The 18373-nt window shown below is 58.6% G+C and carries 12 protein-coding genes; 4 read left to right on the forward strand and 8 right to left on the reverse strand.

Going from position 1 to position 18373, the window contains the following annotated elements:
- Positions 1-116: 116 nt before the first annotated feature.
- A complete protein-coding gene (locus FFH90_RS20530) occupies positions 117-2849 on the forward strand; it encodes an RHS repeat-associated core domain-containing protein (protein ID WP_168206177.1) in 2733 nt (910 codons plus the stop codon).
- 100 nt (positions 2850-2949) lie between these two features.
- Here the strand turns inward: FFH90_RS20530 and FFH90_RS20535 are convergent, their stop codons facing one another.
- Positions 2950-7734: an NEL-type E3 ubiquitin ligase domain-containing protein gene (locus FFH90_RS20535; RefSeq protein WP_168206178.1), complete on the reverse strand. Its 4785-nt coding sequence runs from the start codon at positions 7732-7734 to the stop codon at positions 2950-2952.
- A 487-nt stretch (positions 7735-8221) separates the two neighbouring features.
- Between FFH90_RS20535 and FFH90_RS20540 the strand changes: the two genes are divergently transcribed.
- Positions 8222-8662 carry a CBS domain-containing protein gene (locus FFH90_RS20540; protein ID WP_007939416.1) on the forward strand — a complete coding sequence of 147 codons (441 nt, stop codon included), beginning with the start codon at positions 8222-8224 and terminating at the stop codon, positions 8660-8662.
- Positions 8663-8774: 112 nt separating this feature from the next.
- Here FFH90_RS20540 and FFH90_RS20545 read toward each other — a convergent pair whose 3' ends face one another.
- Positions 8775-9395 carry a glutathione S-transferase N-terminal domain-containing protein gene (locus FFH90_RS20545; protein WP_018925392.1) on the reverse strand — a complete coding sequence of 207 codons (621 nt, stop codon included), beginning with the start codon at positions 9393-9395 and terminating at the stop codon, positions 8775-8777.
- 81 nt (positions 9396-9476) lie between these two features.
- Positions 9477-10571 carry a DUF1615 domain-containing protein gene (locus FFH90_RS20550; protein WP_111454112.1) on the reverse strand — a complete coding sequence of 365 codons (1095 nt, stop codon included), beginning with the start codon at positions 10569-10571 and terminating at the stop codon, positions 9477-9479.
- A 160-nt stretch (positions 10572-10731) separates the two neighbouring features.
- Here FFH90_RS20550 and FFH90_RS20555 point away from each other — a divergent pair, with 160 nt between their 5' ends.
- Positions 10732-12261, forward strand: a complete 1530-nt coding sequence (locus FFH90_RS20555) for an FAD-dependent monooxygenase (RefSeq protein WP_138867952.1) — start codon at positions 10732-10734, stop codon at positions 12259-12261.
- 15 nt (positions 12262-12276) lie between these two features.
- Here FFH90_RS20555 and hemB read toward each other — a convergent pair whose 3' ends face one another.
- The 3 genes from hemB to FFH90_RS20570 form a co-directional block, all read right to left on the reverse strand.
- Complete coding sequence (gene hemB, locus FFH90_RS20560; RefSeq protein ID WP_111454113.1) at positions 12277-13251, reverse strand: porphobilinogen synthase; 975 nt, start codon at positions 13249-13251, stop codon at positions 12277-12279.
- 139 nt (positions 13252-13390) lie between these two features.
- Positions 13391-14233 (reverse strand): PhzF family phenazine biosynthesis protein, encoded by an 843-nt coding sequence (locus FFH90_RS20565; protein ID WP_138867953.1) that lies wholly within the window; start codon positions 14231-14233, stop codon positions 13391-13393.
- Between the two features lie 23 nt (positions 14234-14256).
- Complete coding sequence (locus tag FFH90_RS20570) at positions 14257-14964, reverse strand: glutathione binding-like protein (protein ID WP_064618955.1); 708 nt, start codon at positions 14962-14964, stop codon at positions 14257-14259.
- 307 nt (positions 14965-15271) lie between these two features.
- Between FFH90_RS20570 and FFH90_RS20575 the strand changes: the two genes are divergently transcribed.
- Positions 15272-15946 carry a histidine phosphatase family protein gene (locus FFH90_RS20575; protein ID WP_138867954.1) on the forward strand — a complete coding sequence of 225 codons (675 nt, stop codon included), beginning with the start codon at positions 15272-15274 and terminating at the stop codon, positions 15944-15946.
- A 63-nt stretch (positions 15947-16009) separates the two neighbouring features.
- Here the strand turns inward: FFH90_RS20575 and mnmH are convergent, their stop codons facing one another.
- Both mnmH and selD read right to left on the reverse strand, forming a co-directional pair.
- Positions 16010-17113 carry a tRNA 2-selenouridine(34) synthase MnmH gene (gene mnmH / locus FFH90_RS20580; RefSeq protein ID WP_138867955.1) on the reverse strand — a complete coding sequence of 368 codons (1104 nt, stop codon included), beginning with the start codon at positions 17111-17113 and terminating at the stop codon, positions 16010-16012.
- A complete protein-coding gene (gene selD, locus FFH90_RS20585; protein ID WP_138867956.1) occupies positions 17113-18147 on the reverse strand; it encodes a selenide, water dikinase SelD in 1035 nt (344 codons plus the stop codon). The genes mnmH and selD overlap by 1 nt, the downstream gene beginning before the upstream one ends.
- Positions 18148-18373: the final 226 nt, after the last annotated feature.

The raw sequence follows: 18373 nt of genomic DNA on the forward strand, positions 1-18373 counted from the left end.
CGTCCCTTGTCACCTGTCATATCTGACAGGTTACACACCCCTCGTACGTTGATAGCATCGAGCCTTGGAGAAAACCCTTGCCATGACCGATGCTACGCATTGAAGGAGATAGAGAGATGGATCTCACCGTGCATCGGAACACCCCTTCGATTACGGCCAATGATGGCCGCGGCCTGGCGGTTCGCCATGTGGCCTACCTGCGCAAGAGCGCTGGCGAGCCTCTGCAAGCGCTCATCACCCGACAGCGTCATGACGTCGCCGGCAGACCGGTGGAACACTGGGATCCGCGTCTGTATGGCTCCAGGCCCAACCTGACGACGGTCCATGGGCTGACCGGCCAACCGCTGAAGGTCGACAGCGTCGATTCCGGCTGGCGTCTGAGCTTGCTCGGGGTGGCCGGTGAAGTCCTCTGCCGCTGGGATGAGCGCGGCAATCAATGGCGAAATACCTACGATGATCACCTGCGCATGTTGGCGGTTGACGCCAATGCGCAACCGAACGTCGAAGTCTTGACCTATGGGCGGGGCGATGCGGATCCCGGGAAAAACTTGCGGGGTCAGCTGATCAAGAAAATCGATCCTTCGGGTTCGATTGCATTCGATTCCTTTAGTTTGCATTACCTGCCTTTAGAAGAAACCCGCACGTTATTCGATGGCTGCGTCTACACCACACGATGGCGCTACGGTGCAGACGGCAAGGCGCTGAGCCAGACAGATGCCGGCAACCATCAGCAGCATTCATGCTACGACGTTGCCGGGCAACTCAAGCAAGTGACACTGCAAATCAATGCCAGCGACTCCGCTCAGGACATCCTCAAGAACGCGCAGTACAACGCCGCCGGCCAAGTCATCGAGCAACAACTCGGCAACGGCATGACCAGAACCTGGATCTACGACCAGGCGGATGGTCGGCTGACACGCATGAAGGCTGGAGTGCCTGGCCAGAACCTGCGGCAAGATCTGGAATATGACTATGACAAGGTCGGTAACGTACTGAGCATAAAGGATCACACCTTCAATCCGGTGTTCTTGGCCAACCAGTACATTGATGGAGCCCGCGAATTCATATATGACCCCCTGTACCGGTTGGTCAGCGCCACCGGTCATGATAGCCCCCCGCCGTCCAGCATGCCGGGGAGGCCGCTGCCCAACGACCCCAACAACTTCCTGAAGTACACACAAACCTTCGAGTACGATACAGGCAACAACCTGATCAAGATTACTCATAGCCGCGTGGTACGCGGTTACACCCATCGGATGCGCATTGATCCGTCCAGCAACCGTGGCGTGCGCTGGAAAGAAGGGGATCCTGAACCCGATTTTTCAAAGCTGTTTGACCGCCATGGCAATCTCCAGGCCTTGCAACCGGGCCAGGCGTTGCAATGGAACAGCCATGATGAGCTGGCCTCCATCACGCTGATCGAGCGCGAAAATGGCCTCCACGATACGGAAACCTTTCGCTACAGCAATGGCGTACGTGTCTATAAACGCCACGAAACCCATACATCATCGACCAGTCATTTCCACGAAGTACGCTACCTTCCCGGATTGGAAATACGCTGCCGCGACACGGGTGAAGAGCTGCACGTCATCACCTTGCCGAACGTAATAGGCAACGTACGCTGCCTGCATTGGCTCCAGGGTAAACCGGAAGACATTGATGCCAATCAGGTGCGCTACTGCCTCGACGACAGCCTGGGTTCCAGCCTCATCGAGCTCGATCAAGCGGGCCGCCTGATCAGTCACGAGGACTATTATCCCTTCGGCGGCACGGCCTCGCTGAGAGCGGATTCGGTGCGGGAAGTCAGTTATAAAACCATCCGCTATTCGGGCAAGGAGCGGGATGACAGCGGACTTTACTACTACGGACGGCGTTATTTCGCGTCGTGGTTGCAACGCTGGATCAGTGCCGACCCGGCGGGAACAGTGGACGGGTTGAATCTGTATGAGATGGTGGGTAGCAACCCGATGAGTTTTGTCGATAGGCTTGGGCTTACCAAAGGAGCCGCGCTTAACCAGAGGGTAAGTGCCCGAACCACCGCCATGCTTGAGGTGCCGCGCACTCATCCGGTGCCTAAAGTGAAAGGCTCCGCGACAAAACAACTGGCTGCAAACGAAGAACACTTTAAGACACATCCAGATGCGCGGTTCTCAAAAACGTTTAGATCCGAGGTCGCTGTCGCACATGCGGGAGTAGCGATTGAAGGCTCAACACCTGACGATGCCATTTACATCACCGACTTTTTCAATATCCCTTTGGAAAGAAATGTAACGCTCACTAAAGCCAAACATGGCGTAGAGATGCACAGACAGGCGGATGATAGCCTCGGTAGAGACAATCCGGTCACAGGTGGCATCCTGAGATTCACCGACCCTGATCGATATACGGAATATTTGAGCAACCGGTATATCGAGCGAATCAAAGATCCTGCGCTTCCTGTAAAAATCTACCGAGGGACGACATCTGAAACGATTGACCTGGCCGGCATAGAGTATGAACAAACGCCACTTCACCCGCTGATAAAGAACCGTATTCAAGGTCATATAGCGGCAAGCGAAGGTGACCTGCCCCAATCCAGTGGACTCCCTGCCGCCCATGCAGAAGTTCAAGCGGCCAATCTGGCGCTTTATATCCAGAAAGCGCAGACCGGGACAACCGACCCGGCGCTCATTCAAGTGGTGACGCAAAAACTACAAGGGGCGATAGCAGCGCAGGCCTTTCCCGCTTGTTTCAACTGCACCCATATCTTGCTTGAGTCCTACGACAATACATCAGCCTTTGATGTCTTGACGGGGAGAACGGCGACGACTCGGTCCCAGTGGAACAGCGCGATAGTGGAATACCGGTAGGGCAATATCCTTCTGGAGCCAAACACGCTAACGGCCCCAAAAAAACCGGTCTGTCCGCAACGACAGACCGGTCGCGTGATGCGATGCGGTACCGTGCAGGCTATGCGGCCTTTTTCCACGCCTGCGCTGTCAGCGTCCTCAATAATCCCTTACGCCCCTCGGCCAACTCAAGAAGTTCGCGCTCATATACCTGCTGTGAGACGGTGCCCGCCAAATGCCGATTGAGCAGCTCCTCTGAGCGAGCATTAAACGCCTTCGAATTCTGCGCGAATGCTTGCGCATGGCGACTCTTCAGGTACTTGCACCAAAACCGCTGCTCAATAATCCGGTTCACCAGCCCCTCACCCGCCTCAAGCGTCAAAACCGATTCATACGCCTGATCTATCTGCGCATCACTGACCTCGGCCATCTCCCGGAACAACATGCCCCGCGATTGCCATGGCAGATCAAGCCGATCCGCCAGACCGGTCTGAAACGCCAGATAAACTTCCACTTCGTCGATGGTACCGGTGATGTCCCCGTCTTCATCGACCGCCATAAAGCTTTCACCGGCCTGCAATCGGCTCTGGACAGTGGCGCGCGCGATTTCATTGACCTGATCCAGACGGGACTTGCCCTTCGCCAACCTGATCAGGCTGGTTTCGATCTGCTCAGGGCTGCCGGCCAGATACGCTTCGTGAACCAGTACTTTGAACCCCATTTCATTGAAAATCTGCGCACCGGCGTCGGCGCATGAATCAGGGTTGCTCGCCATGCGAAACAGTTCTTCGCGCAGCGGGGTATCCCGGGCAACGGCATCGAGCAGGCGCCACACTCGTTGTGTCAGCTCCGGGCGACTGGCTTCTTCGACGTAATCGGCTGAGTCGGCGAGTTGCTCCAGCACCTCGAAAAACCCCTGGGCATTCGGCTCCCCTTCAAGCTCATCCCACAACGTTTGCCTGCTTTGTCGTTCTGCGCCAGACAAACCTTCCAGCCAGTACACACTGGTTTCCTCGCCTTTGGGCGGGTAACTGCGTGCCGGGTCATACCCTACAGAACGCATATAGCTCTGAAATTGTTCACGACCTTGATCAGACAACCGGTCGCGGCTCAAGCGGGTGCGGGCAACAAGCCGTGCCTGCTCCGAACCGGGTGTCACTTGGGGGACCTGTTCGATCGGATTGCCCTGCAGATCCAGTTCAAAGGCGCGCGGTCGCGGCAGCGTGAGCAGGCCGGTGGGCCACTCCGTGATACCGGTATCGTGCAAATCCAACAGGTGGAGTTCAGCCATCCGGCTGACATCCGGCTGCTGCGACAGCGCCGGGTTGCCGGCCAGTCTCAGTGTTTGCAGACGAGTCAGACCAGCCAGATCCGCCACACTGTCAGCGGTCAGCGTCAGTTGGTTATTGGACAGGTTCAGATGCTCGAGCACCGGCAGACTTTCTTGCAAGCGAGGGGCGGCGACCAGCGCGTTATCACTCAAATCCAGCGCCCTCAAGTTGGAAAAATAACGAAGAAAACCGGTGATATCGGTACGCAGTTCGACATGGCGGAACTGTAGCGAACTGACATGCCGGAAATCAGCATTCAATGCTGGCAGATACTCCAGAAAATCACTCGTCCAGTGAAAATTCAGATCCAGGGCGTAGCCGTCCGGCCCCGAAGTTAGTGCAGCCTGCCAGCATTGCTTGATCGCCTTGGCAAAACGTCCCTTGTGGTAGCGTTGATCCATGGGCAGAAGCTCGCCTCTCTCGATCGCCACCCAGCTATCCAGGGCTTTGGTCAGTTCCTCGAACTCCAATTCCCGTTCGCCGATGCCCCGCAACGCCTGAGTCTGCGAGCCGGATGAGCGGACAAAATCGGCAAACGTATCCGCACTCGCCTGCGGGTACAGCACCTTGAACCGATCCTCCAGACTCAAGGTCCCCCCTGTACCGAGCAGAGGCTCATTGATCCGTGCATACCCCTGAACGGCTCCGCGCAAACGGGTTGCGGCCGCGGTGTCCATTACATGTCGAATGGAGGGATCCGGGAGAATTTCGCGCAATGCCGCATGCGTCAGCGGTGCGTTCTGTAATGTCTGTCGCAACTGGATGCCCTGGCCGATTTCGCGGCCCAGTTTTCTGCGCGCGGCGTCAGGCAAGGCTTGTAACAGGGCGGTATAGAAATCGTCGGCGCCATGCAGCGTATTACCCTCTTCGTCATGGGACTGAAAGGTGTTTTCCATGGTTCGCACCAGCACTTTGCGAATGGACGCGTGTTCCGGCCCGATACTGTCGAGCAGCGGTCCCTCGAATGACTGGTTGCGAATTTCGATGCGTACCTCGGGCGACCAGCCCGGCAGGCGCTCGAGGCTGTGCAACGCCAGCCGACTGGTATCCAGATTCGCGCTCGAGGGCAAATACAGCCCCTCGTACGCCCGAACAATCCGCCATTCGCGCATCGCCGTGCGGACCTCCTGCCGCAGACGAAACGGCAAATGCTGTCGATCGCTCATCTGTCTTTGTTCCGCCTCGGTGATACCGACCAGCAGCTCATCCATGATGGCACCCGGCAATTGAGGAAACTCACTACGCAACCATCCAACGTGCGCCGCAACGTCGGGGCCGACAGGTGCTTCATCAAGGCTGAAACGAGCATCCACCAACGTCGTTTCTTGCTCACTGGCCGCCGTGGCGATGAGCGCACGCAGTCTGGCCGCCCGCACATCCTGGGCAATGATTCCATTGCCAAACGCTTCATCCAGCAGCGTCTTGACCTCCTGTTCCTGCAGTTGGGAGAGCATCGTTGCGGCCAGATCGTGGTAACCGGTCTGCCCGGATCTGACCTTGATGATCGATTCGCCCAGGTCTGGCGAAGATTGCCAGAGCACCTTGTCTTGCGCATCGAGCCACTGCACGGTGCGGTTCTTGGGCCATTTGCGATGACCCGTCAGCAGCTTCAGTTGAGTCTGCACATCGGCCTGACCATACACCTGCGGGTCACGGCTACTTATTCGCTCGATGAAAGTTTTAACCTCCTGGTCAGCGGTAAAACGCTTGATGGTTGCCACCAGCAACGCCGGCGGCCGCTCATGCTCGACATGTAGTTTGCGCAATACCGCGTCGTCAACACCGCTGACGATCCGGATCTGCTCCAGGGTTTGATCGGAAAACGAATCGACGCGATGTCCCAGGCGTCGCATCAGGGTGACGCCCTGCCAGGTCTGAGGGCGCTCAGCCTCATGCGCCCACGCACCAACGCCATTGTGTACAAGACGGGGGGCATAGGCGTCGCCCCGACGGGGATGCTGGATGCGGTACTGATCCGATCCAGGATCAGGCTCAATCACAAACTGCGTGCCATCGAGCGGCAGCACCTCCTGTCCGGAATGTCGATAAATGCCCTTTTCATCCAGCCGGACAGACTCATCAAGGGTAATCGACTGTGCGTAGCGCTGCAGATCCGCGTCCCATAACCGCGACCTGCCATCGCTCTTTTCTACGACCCTCATGCCCTCGAGAAAGGGCGACGACTTGAGCGGCAACAGGGTGCCCACTACTTTGCCTCCTGCCGCGAATGCACCCAACTGGATCAGACTTTCAGCCACACCGATCAAATGCCCGGCAGCTTCGCTTCTCTGTCCCTCTGACCACTCGACAATCCCTTCGAACGTTTCATCAAGCAGTTGATAGGCGGTATAGGCCAGCATCAGCTCGCCAAGTAACGGTACAAAGAGCGTCGCCACAAAAGTGGCCGCTTCAAGAACGACTGCGGCGACCTTTTGAAAACTATCCCAACGCGCCCAACGAGTTTTTTCATCTTCATCGCCAGTGGGAACCGCCATCGCCCGAGCGTCATTGAGGATCTTGTTCAGTTTCTGGTGAAAGTCACGGGGCCAGAAGTCACCGCTGTTTCGCAGATAGGTCATCCGCAAATCAGGATTGATATTCGGCTCCTCACGCCACGCCGGCTTTTGTTCAAACGGCAAGGATGCATGCCATTGAATGCTTGAAAGCCGGTTATTGAGCTGGAAAAAGAAGGTGCCTCGCTGTTGATGAGGGACAAACCGGCTGAAAAAGCGCTGATACTCAGGCGAGCGTAATTGTGAGATCAGTTCTCTATGGAAGCTGGCCAGGGAGGGGTATTGTTTGACCGGATGTTCCGGATCATGGGGGACATAGGCGATGACTTGTTCAATCTGACGGCTGCTATCGAGGTCCGCCGCAATCAGAACAATGCCTGTCAGGGCCGTATCCATCATCCTCAACTCGTAACAGTGCATGGGTTGGCCCTGCAAAGTCAGTGCTTGATGCCCCGCAACCAGATTCAACAGCATCCGGTGAGTATCGTGATCGATGTCTTGTTTCATGAGCGCCAAAACACTGGCCGCACGCAACGCATCCTGTTGGCTGGCCTGTACTTTATGTTGTAACACCGCCCTTGCCACCGGGTTGGTGAACCCCATGAATGCCTTCAGGTAAGCTTGGTATCGAGCCCCGATATCCAGTTCACGACACAGCGCTGCAAAGGCCTCGACAGACAGTTTATGTTTGATCGGCACGACGTCGAATTGCCCGGAAGCGGAAGGCTTCGTAATGAAGTCGCTCGCCCTGTCGAAATAACCCGCTCGGGTTTCTTTAACTTCGAAGTTATGCAGCGAGGCCTCAAGCAGTGACAGCGTCCGCACATCAAACCCGACGACAATGCCCTTGGGGCAGTAAAGCCGCAGGTAGGTCGCTTTGACATCCAGGGTAATGCCGTATTTATCTTTCAGCGCAGTGATTAAAAGCTGTTCTGCGAACGTTTCGACTTCCTGAATTTTGTTCAGGGTTTTATCAGTTTCGTTTTGTGATACCCAACTGTCCTCAAACGCCCTTTTCATCTCACCACGTAATTGCGCCGACGCCATGTCATACCAGGGCATGGCAGGTCCAACATTCTGTTTTAAAGCGGTGCGATTTTCTGCACGGGTGCTCAATAGCCAGTCTGGAATAGACTTGGCAATGAAAGGTATGTGCGGACTCTGAGTCATAGACTCAGGAAGTGAACGCTGCGTAGATTCAGCAGCCGTTAGAGCATCAAACATAATGACGAGTCATCCATGACTTATTAGAGGTATGAGCCTACCCGAATTTCTTTATTCGATTTTCCTCCCTCTATTTCAAGGTATTAACCAAAAAACCCATAATCCCCGTTACCCGGTCTCCCCGGTCGACACGCGACAAAACTGAACGCCCTCCGGGCCTGAGCCTATCCTGCTGATCGACACATTCTCTCGATGAATCGGGGGGGAGTTATGAAAAAAAAAGCCTGAATGACGCTATTTGCGTGTTATCTGCCGCTTTCTCCCTTGCTCTGTGAGCGTGTCTCTACGATTCTTCAAGAACAACGACAACACCCGAGAAGCCGTCATGAAAACCGTCGCCCAGTTGCTCAAGTTAAAGGCCCAACAGAATCAGGCAGTCCACACCATTGCGCCTCATCAAATGGTGCTGGAAGCGCTGATGGTGATGGCCGCCAAAAACGTCGGCGCGTTACCGGTCCTCAAAGACGGAAAGGTCGTCGGCATCATCAGTGAGCGGGACTATGCGCGCAAACTGGTGCTCAAGGGGCGCTCCTCCGTCGGCACACCGGTCAGCGACATCATGGTGTCGCCGGTGATCACCGTGGACACCCATCAAACCGTCGAAACCTGCATGGGCATCATGTCCGACAAACGCCTGCGGCACTTGCCGGTGGTGGAGGACGGTGAGCTGATGGGCTTGCTGTCGATCGGCGACCTGGTCAAGGAAGCCATTGCCGAACAGGCTGAACTGATTCGGCAGCTGGAGCAGTACATTCGCGGCGAGTGATTGCACGACACACCGCAAATCCCCCTGTGGGAGCCGGGCTTCTGTGGCGAGGGAGCTTGCTCCCTCGCCACAGATAAGCCCGCCCCCCCACAATATGTGTTTGGCGGTGTTCCTATGGCCAATGCCGAGAGAAGACCGGCGCCAATGCAGGGTGGCGGTCGAAGCGTTCGAGCCAGGCGAAGAACCCCGGCCGCGCAATGCGCAAGTGTTCCCGGGTACCCGCCCACCGCGTTACCACCGCTGCCAGAATATCCAGCGCACCCGGTTTTCCATCGTCCAGGTACAACTTGCCGGCGAACTGATCGGCAAACACCTCCCAATGCCAATGCAGGCGTTGGCGGGCACCGGCCATGAGGTTTTGCCGGGACGACTCGTCCGCCTCGGCCAGCCAGCGTTCGGGGTAATCGATGATGCCGATGGCGGTGTAACAATTGCTGACGATATACACCAGGCCATGAATCACCTGATCGCGCTTGATCGGATTTTCCGGCAACAGATTCGACTCCGGAAACGTAAGGCCCAGGTGAATCAGGATGGCCGCACTCTCGGTAAGAACGCCGCCATCAGGCAGTTGCAGAGTGGGAACCTGCTTCAGCGGGTTGAGCTTCTCCAGCGCATGCAGCGCCTGCGGGGACGATGAAACGTCGATGAAGCGATAAGGAACCTCGCACAGTTCCAGCGCGGCTTCGATGGCGGCCGCCCCCGAATTCTGATGCCCATAGAGCTGGTACATGACTAAATCTCCTCTGCGACTCTCTCTTTGTAGCAGATGCCAAAGACTGCGCACGAACCATGTGGGAGCGAACTTGCCCGGTTACCCTCCCGCGCGCTTCATACAGCGCTGATAACGCTCGTCGACCCGCTTGGCAAACCACGCCGTGGTGAGTTTTCGGGTGATTTTCGGGCTTTGCAGCACGATCCCCGGCAACACCGCCCGGGGTAATGGCCGGCCTTCGGCCTGTTCGGCCAAAGCGAAGACGCGTTGATAGAGCGTGGTGTCCTCGAACTGAAGATTTTTGCCCTCCTCCAGTTGATCCCGAATGGTCGGGTTGCGCATGTCCAATTGCTTGCCAAGGGTGCGCACCGCCAGTTCCGTGGTGCCGGGCATGATCGAGTCGTAGCGCACCAGGTCGCCATCCAGCGCCAGCGGGATACCCGTCGCACGACTGACCGCGTTCTGAAACGCCGCATTGCGGCTGGCGTACCAACCGGCGTTGAAATCGGCGAAGCGATACAGCGGCTGCTGATAGCTCACCGGATAGCCGAGCAAGTGGGCGATACCGAAATACAGGCCACCGCGACGGGTGAACACTTCGTGACGAATCGAGCCGTTCACCGGGTAGGGATAATCCCGCGCCTGCTGCTCGGCAAAGTCGATGCTGACCTGCATCGGCCCGCCGGTGTGTACCGGGTTGAAGCCGCCGAACAAGGTCCGGCCCATGGGCACCATGCCGATGAAGTCATCGAAAATCGCGCTGAGCTCTTTTTCGCTGCGCGCGGCATTCAGTCGGTCGCTGTAGCTTTTGCCGTTGGGTGAACGCACCTGCAAGGCACCGCTGACCAGCAAGCTGGGAATGTGGGCCTTATCGGCGCGGCGGTCGATTTCATCCCGGGCGATCTTGCCCAGGCCCGGCACCGGCGGATCAGCCTGAAACGTCGACTCTTGCTCAGCGACCGCGAGTACCGAACACAGGTTTTGCGTGGTCGGCGAAATCTTTTGCGCGGCAAACGCCGCATAGATGTCCGTGGCCCAGCCCTGGCGGTCGACCGTCTTGGCCGGCAGCAGGCTGACGATCTCGGCCTTGACCTCGGCAGGCTTGCGGGCCGGCGGTTCCTGAGGGCGCTGAGTGCCGCAACCGGCCAGTACCAACAGCGCGGCCACGCTCATGATCAATCGATTGGCTTGCATGGTGCTCCATCAAATCCGTTGAGCCGGGTTAACCATACGATCAATGGCATGGCGCAGGCTATGACTATCCCGCCCTCTCCCTGTTCCGTAGCCGCTGTCGAGCCTGCGAGCGCGTCCCGGTTGAACCATACTTGATCCACACACCGAGGAGGACAGGCTCATGAACCGTAGCGACGTGCTGATCATCGGCGCCGGCCCGACCGGGCTGGTCCTGGCACTGTGGCTGAGCAAGCTGGGGATTGGGGTGCGGATTATCGACAAGACCTCGGCCCCCGGTACTACCTCACGCGCGTTGGCAGTACAGGCCCGAACGCTGGAGCTGTATCGCCAGCTCGACCTCAGCGACGCCGTGGTGCAGAACGGCCATAAAGTGTGCGCCGCGAATTTCTGGGTCAAGGGCGAACCGGTCGCACACCTGCCGCTGAGCGCCATCGGCGAGGGGTTGACGCCCTATGCGTTCCTGGAAATCTATCCGCAAGACGAGCATGAACAACTGCTGATCGAACGCCTGGAGACCTTTGGCATTACGGTGGAGCGCAACACCGAATTGCACAGTTTCGAGGAAACTGGCGATGGCATCACCGCAACGCTGCGCTTGCCCGATGGCCAGCAGCAAACCTGCCAGGCCTGCTACCTCGCTGGCTGCGACGGCGCCCGCTCGATCGTGCGCAAATCCCTGGACACCGATTTTCCGGGGGGCACCTACCAGCAGATTTTTTACGTGGCGGATGTGCAGGCCCGCGGCCCGACGTTCAACGGTGAATTGCATGTGGACCTCGACGAAGCCGACTTTCTCGCCATTTTTCCTTTGTCCAGCGAAGGTCGCGCCCGACTGATCGGCACGGTTCGCGACGAACGCGCCGAGCGAGCCGAAACCCTCCAGTTTGCAGACGTTAGCAGGCGGGCCATCGAGAATTTGAAGGTGCAGATCGATCAGGTGAACTGGTTCTCGACCTACCGCGTGCATCACCGGGTAGCGGATCACTTTCGTACCGGACGCGCGTTTCTGTTGGGTGACGCCGCCCATGTCCACAGCCCGGCGGGTGGCCAGGGCATGAACACCGGGATTGGCGACGCGATCAATCTGGCCTGGAAGCTCGCGGCGGTGTTAAGCGGCAGCGCCACGGCCAAACTGCTCGACAGTTATGAAACCGAACGCATCGCCTTTGCCCAGCGCCTGGTGGCCACCACTGATCGGGTGTTCAATTTCGTCACGGCCGATGGGCCAATTGCCGACGTAATGCGCATGCGCGTGGCGCCCTTTTTGATCCCGAAAATGATCTCGTTCGAGGCCGTCCGGGAGTTCCTGTTTCGCACGGTGTCACAGACCACCCTCAACTATCGCGGCATGCCGTTGAGTGAGGGCGTTACCGGCCATATTCACGGCGGTGATCGCCTGCCCTGGGCCCACGACGATGAAGGGGACAACTTCGAATCGCTGAAATACCTGACCTGGCAGGTGCATGTGTATGGCGAAACCAGCGACGCGATGATCGCCTGGTGCAGCGCGCATCACCTGCCGTTGCAGGTGTTCGACTGGCGACCGGTGTTTGAAACCGTGGGCCTGGCGCGCAACGGGTTTTACCTGCTGCGCCCCGATACCTATGTGGCGATCGCCGATTACAGCGCCGATCCGAAGGTGATCGAACGGTATTTCCGCGATCATGGGATACGGCCTTATATCACCTGAAGATCTTTTGATTTGTTAGATCCCGGCCAGGGCCAGGTCCATTGCGAAGTAGGTGAAGATCAAATCCGCCCCCGCCCTTTTGATCGCCCCCAGACTCTCACGCACGACGCGATCTTCATCGATCGCCCCAGCCTGGGCGGCGAATTTGATCATCGCGTATTCACCGCTCACCTGATACGCCGACAACGGCAGACGCGAGGCTTCGCGGATGTCGCGGATGATGTCCAGGTACGCGCCGGCCGGCTTGACCATCAGCGCGTCGGCGCCTTCCTGTTCGTCCAGCAACGACTCACGCACCGCTTCACGACGGTTCATCGGGTTCATCTGATAGCTTTTGCGGTCACCCTTGAGCGCACTGCCGCCGGCTTCGCGGAACGGGCCATAAAGCGCCGAGGCGAATTTGGTCGAATAGGCCATGATCGCGGTCTGGCTGAAACCCGCTGCATCGAGCGCCCGGCGAATCGCCTGGACCTGCCCGTCCATCGCCGCCGACGGCGCGATCACATCGGCGCCGGCCCGGGCGGCGGCCACGGCTTGTTTGCCGAGGTTGATCAGGGTCTGGTCGTTATCGACTTCGTGCTGGTGCAACACGCCGCAATGGCCGTGGTCGGTGTACTCACAAAAACAGGTGTCGGACATCACGATCATTTCCGGCACGGCGTTTTTGGCGATGCGCGACATGCGCGACACCAGGCCGTTATCGTTCCAGGTGTCGCTGCCGTTGCTGTCCAGATGATGAGACACGCCGAACGTCATCACCGACTTGATCCCGGCCCGGGCGTAACGCTCGATCTCGCCGGCCAGTTTCGACTCGGGAATGCGCATCACCCCGGGCATGCTCTTGATCGGCACGAAATCGTCGATCTCTTCCTCGACGAAAATCGGCAGCACCAGATCGTTCACGCTGAACTCGGTTTCCTGGAACAGGCTGCGCAGGCTCGCATTGCGGCGCAGACGGCGTGGACGTGCTTCGGGGAACTGACTGGACATGGACCTTCCTGAAGAGACGAAATTCGTAGGTCGCAAAGCTTATGCCCTGCAAGGTGCGGGACACAAACCTCGATCGCTCAAGACAACGTTACCGCGACGGCAACAATCGCCCGCATCGAATACCGCCTGCTCTCACAGGTTAGATCGTCAGCGTTCCGGCAATGCACGTCACGACAGCACCACCAATCCAAATCTCATCTCCCACCTGCTCCACCCGAATCCGCCCGGCGCGGCCCATGGTCAGGCCCTGACTGACGACATAAGATGCCGGGGCCAGCCCTTCGCTGAGCAACCATTGAGCGATTCCGGCGTTCAGGCTGCCGGTGGCCGGGTCTTCCGGCATGCCGTCGCCGGAGATGAATGCACGCACTTCGAACTGCGCCTCAGCACCATCGCGCTCGGGGTGCCATGGCGCGATGACACCGACGGCGAGGCCGAGCATCTGTGCATGATCCGGCTGCAAGTCCAGAATCTGCTGGCGGTCCTCGACCATCACCGCAAGCCAACCGGCACCGTTGTCGACCCATTGCGTGCGCACAATCGCTCCCGGCGCCAATCCGAGGCCCAGCCGTACACGCTCGACCAGTTCGGCGTCCACCGGGCCGGACCTGAGCAGCGGTGGCGCGAGAAACGCCAGCTCCGCCCCCTGCCGACGCACTCGCACCAACCCGGCACCGCATTCCTGAATGATCTCCTCGCCTTTGGGCACCCCACCGGCCTCGAGCCAGGCATGGCAGGTGCCCAGCGTCGGATGACCGGCGAACGGCAACTCTTGCAGGGTGGTGAAGATGCGTACCCGATAGTCGGCCCGGGGGTCTCGAGGTTCGAGCACGAAAGTGGTTTCGCTGAGGTTGGTCCAGTTCGCGAACGCCGCCATGCGTTCATCGCTGAGCTTGTCTGCGCCGAACACCACCGCCAGCGCGTTGCCCTTGAGCACGACGTGGCTGAAGACATCTACTTGCTTGAAATCGAATGAGCTCATTGCCTGCCTTGGTGATGAGGGATTCAAAGGGATTGCTTGGGGATTTCCAGCCCACGAATCACCGCCGGCCTTGCCAGGAAACGCTCCAGCACGCGAGTGACATTGGGGAAATTCTGGATGCCGACCAGATCACCGGCCTCGTAGAAGCCGATCAGGTTACGCACCCACGGAAAAGTCGCGATGTCGGCAATGGTGTAGCGCTCGCCCATGATCCAGTCGCGCCCTTGCAGACGGCCATCGAGGACCTTGAGCAAGCGCTTGCTTTCGTCGACGTAACGATCACGGGGACGCTTGTCTTCGTAGTCCTTGCCGGCGAATTTGTTGAAAAAGCCGAGCTGGCCGAACATCGGCCCGATACCGCCCATCTGAAACATCAGCCACTGAAGGGTCTCGTAACGCGCTGCCGACTCCTGGGCCAGCAGTTGCCCGCTCTTGTCGGCGAGGTAAATCAGAATCGCCCCGGACTCGAACAGCGCCAGCGGTTGGTCGCCCGGGCCGTGGGGGTCGAGGATCGCCGGAATCTTGTTGTTGGGGTTCAGCGACAGAAACTCAGGGGACAGCTGATCCTGGGTGTCGAAGCCCACACGATGCGGCTCGTAGGGCAGCCCGATCTCTTCGAGCATGATCGAAACCTTGACGCCATTGGGCGTTGGCAAGGAATAGAGCTGGATCCACTCCGGGTACTGGGCCGGCCATTTTCGAGTGATGGGGAATGCAGACAAATCGGTCATCGGGAGCTTCCACGGGAAAGTCGGAGTGAAGATCATAAGGGGGACGGGGCTAACATGTGTACTGTGCCCATCAATCCGAAACATCCTGTCGATAACCTTCCCCCCAGTCCGTTCAAGGTTGCCGCTAAAGTGCCAGGCACCTGGCCCGGATCGAAGCTCGAATCGAACCAAAAGGGCTTCAGCGGACTCTGAGCATTGCCCTGTTAGAAATGGACCGGGTCAACGACATGGCAAACACCCTATGCTAGGCACTTGAGGTGTCAAGGTTTGTCGGCCTTAACCAAATGCGCTGAAGATTACCTATTCGATGATGAATCCTTTGAAACTCACCAACCGCTTCAAACATCGCGCTTATATCTTCCTGCCCGCTCTGTTGGCGGCCAGCGCGTTGTTTTTGTCACTGGAGTCCAGTGTAAGCCGCGCCCAACCGGTGGACGGTACACAGACGCTGGTGTTTTTGCGTCACGCGGAAAAACCGGCCGGCGGCCTGGGTCAGCTCAATTGTCAGGGACTGAACCGCGCCATCGACCTGGCCACCTTGCTGCCGGAAAAATTCGGCAAGGCCAACTACGTGTTTGCCGCCAACCCGACGCGCAATGTAGAGGAAGGCGAACTGGATAATTCCTACAGTTACATTCGCCCCCTGATGACCATCAGCCCCAGCGCGATCAAGCTCGGCTTGCCGGTGAACATCGAATTTTCGGCCAACGACACCAGCGACCTGGCCGAGGAACTGCTTCGCGACAAGTATCACAACTCGATCATCTATACCGCCTGGTCTCATGGCTACCTGCCCGAGCTGATCAACAAGGTCGCCGGGGAAGCCGTCGGCTCAGAACAGCGCATCACCGATGACTGGGCATCCAGCGACTATGACTCGCTGTACGTGCTCACGCTGACCTGGCACAACGGCAAGGCCAGCCTGCAGAGCCACCTCTATAAGCAAGGGCTCAATAACGGCCCGGAGACTTGTCCGACGTAAGCGGTCGGGCACCTGCCAGGCCTCATCGCGAGCAGGCTCGCGAAGGGGCCAGTAAAAACAACATCACCCCCGCTGCTTACCCCGCTCCCGCAAATATTCGAGAACCGCCCCCCGATCCCCGACAAACTCGATCCGCGCCCCCTTCTTCTCCCGCTGAAACACATACATCGGGTCGTAATACTCACACAGCAACCCTTCGATCCAGCCCCGGTGCAAATCCACCGCGCCGCTATTGGCCTGTTCCGCCAGCGCATCCTCCATCAAGGTCAGCATCCGCCGATGACGTTCGCCGCCCAGGCGTTTCTGGACATTGTTCAGGCTCGCCAACATCCGCTCGGAAAACAGCGCGAAGCCTTCATCGCCATACACCTCGGTGAACTCGGCGCATAAATCCACCACGTAATCGCGCAGGATCCGCTCGACGCGCCCTTCCAGGCTGTCTTCCAGCCAGACCATCGGAAACTGCTGCATGCCCTGATACAGCGGCAACGGCAGCGCACAACTGCCGATCGCGCGGCTCTCGTCTTCGAGCACAAACTGCTCGATACCGCTGGCACGCTTTTTCAGCACGTCCACGGCCAGGCGGTTTTCAAAGTCGATGTTGGAGGGTTGGCCGGTGGCGCGTTTGCCGAAGCTGGAGCCGCGATGATGGGCATGACCTTCAAGGTCCAGCGCGTTGCTCAATTGCGTGAGCACCTCGGTCTTGCCGGTGCCGGTCATGCCGCCCAGCAAAACGAAATCGCACTGGGCAACGGCCTGGTCGAGCGTGTCGAGCAAGAAGGTGCGCATGGCCTTGTAGCCGCCACCGACCCGCGGATAGTCGATGCCCGCTTCGTCCTTGAGCCACTGCTGGGTGATCTGCGAACGCAGCCCACCGCGAAAACAATACAAATAGCCATCCGGATGCGCCCGGGCAAAATCGGCCCAGGCCTGGATACGCTCGGCCTTGGTCGCGCCGGTCACCAATTGATGCCCCAGCGTGATGGCTGCTTGCTGACCGTGTTGCTTGTAGCAAGTGCCGACCCGTTGCCGCTCGTGGTCATTCATCAGCGGCAGGTTGACCACACCGGGGAATGAGCCCTTGAGGAATTCGATCGGCGCGCGCACATCCATCATCGGCCGGTCGTTGAGGAAGATGTCGCGGTAATCGGTGAAGTCTCTGGACATCAAACCACCTCAACCGCGTGGGTCTGTCGCTCAACCAGTTCGCCGATCGGCTGAAGGGCCAGCCCAAGTTCGGCCGCCACCGCCAGGAACGCTGCGTCGCCTTCGGGCGTGACTGCAATCAGCAAACCGCCGCTGGTCTGCGGGTCGCAGAGCACGCGTTTGTGCAACTCCTGGAGCCGGCCGACCTTGCTGGCGTAGCTGTCGAAATTGCGCAGTGTGCCGCCGGGCACGCAGCCCTGATCGAGGTAATACTCGACGCCCGGCAGGCGCGGCACACGGTCATAGCCGATGCGGGCGGTCACGTTGCTGCCGTCGGCCATTTCCACCAGATGCCCGAGCAGGCCGAAACCGGTGACGTCAGTCATTGCGGTCACGCCATCGAGCTTGCCAAAACGGCTTCCGGGTTTGTTCAGGGTGCACATCCAGTCGCGGGCCAGGCCGATGTCGGCATTGCGCAACTTGCCCTTTTTCTCGGCGGTGGTGAGGATGCCGATGCCCAAGGGTTTGGTGAGATAGAGCCGGCATCCGGCGGTGGCGGTGTCGTTGCGCTTCATGTGACGCTTTTCCACCAGTCCGGTCACGGCCAGGCCGAAGATCGGCTCAGGTGCGTCGATGGAATGGCCGCCGGCCAGGGGGATTCCCGCTTCATCGCAGACCGACCGCCCGCCGCGAATCACTTCCCGGGCAATCTCCGGCGCCAGCACATTGACCGGCCAGCCGAGGATCGCAATCGCCATCAACGGATCGCCGCCCATGGCGTAAATGTCGCTGATGGCGTTGGTGGCGGCGATACGGCCGAAATCGAACGGGTCGTCGACGATCGGCATAAAGAAGTCAGTGGTCGACACCACGCCACGTTCTTCGTCGATGGCATACACCGCCGCGTCATCGCGCGAGGCGTTGCCAACCCAGAGTTTCGGGTCCAGGTTCTGCGCCCCGCTGCCGGCCAGAATCACCTCCAGCACCTGGGGCGAAATCTTGCAGCCGCAACCTGCGCCGTGGCTGTATTGGGTCAGACGTATCGGCTCGCTCATGGGATGCACCTTGTGAAGTCAATGGCGAGGATTCTACAGCAACCCCATTTGGCAGAAGCCGCGTAAGAACGATCTTTGTGCAGCGAAACTCACTTTGGTGCATTCAGCTCCCCGCCTTTCCCCCGCCCCTCGAAATCCTTGACCAAAAGGACAGTAAAACCGCCAATTCCTCCGGCTTTTCAGCGCATTGCGAAAATTGGTATAGCTTGTGCAAACGTTTGCGAGT

Origin of the sequence: Pseudomonas sp. ATCC 43928, assembly GCF_005938665.2 — a bacterium.
GTDB lineage: Bacteria > Pseudomonadota > Gammaproteobacteria > Pseudomonadales > Pseudomonadaceae > Aquipseudomonas.

What these genes read in the sequence shown, in the direction of transcription:
- FFH90_RS20535 (WP_168206178.1), bottom strand. Translation starts at nt 7,734, where the DNA reads ATGCCCTGGTATGACATGGCGTCGGCGCAATTACGTGGTGAGATGAAA.
- FFH90_RS20530 (WP_168206177.1), top strand. Translation starts at nt 117, where the DNA reads ATGGATCTCACCGTGCATCGGAACACCCCTTCGATTACGGCCAATGAT.
- FFH90_RS20565 (WP_138867953.1), bottom strand. Translation starts at nt 14,233, where the DNA reads ATGAGCTCATTCGATTTCAAGCAAGTAGATGTCTTCAGCCACGTCGTG.
- selD (WP_138867956.1), bottom strand. Translation starts at nt 18,147, where the DNA reads ATGAGCGAGCCGATACGTCTGACCCAATACAGCCACGGCGCAGGTTGC.
- FFH90_RS20555 (WP_138867952.1), top strand. Translation starts at nt 10,732, where the DNA reads ATGAACCGTAGCGACGTGCTGATCATCGGCGCCGGCCCGACCGGGCTG.
- mnmH (WP_138867955.1), bottom strand. Translation starts at nt 17,113, where the DNA reads ATGTCCAGAGACTTCACCGATTACCGCGACATCTTCCTCAACGACCGG.
- FFH90_RS20570 (WP_064618955.1), bottom strand. Translation starts at nt 14,964, where the DNA reads ATGACCGATTTGTCTGCATTCCCCATCACTCGAAAATGGCCGGCCCAG.
- hemB (WP_111454113.1), bottom strand. Translation starts at nt 13,251, where the DNA reads ATGTCCAGTCAGTTCCCCGAAGCACGTCCACGCCGTCTGCGCCGCAAT.
- FFH90_RS20575 (WP_138867954.1), top strand. Translation starts at nt 15,272, where the DNA reads ATGATGAATCCTTTGAAACTCACCAACCGCTTCAAACATCGCGCTTAT.
- FFH90_RS20550 (WP_111454112.1), bottom strand. Translation starts at nt 10,571, where the DNA reads ATGCAAGCCAATCGATTGATCATGAGCGTGGCCGCGCTGTTGGTACTG.
- FFH90_RS20540 (WP_007939416.1), top strand. Translation starts at nt 8,222, where the DNA reads ATGAAAACCGTCGCCCAGTTGCTCAAGTTAAAGGCCCAACAGAATCAG.
- FFH90_RS20545 (WP_018925392.1), bottom strand. Translation starts at nt 9,395, where the DNA reads ATGTACCAGCTCTATGGGCATCAGAATTCGGGGGCGGCCGCCATCGAA.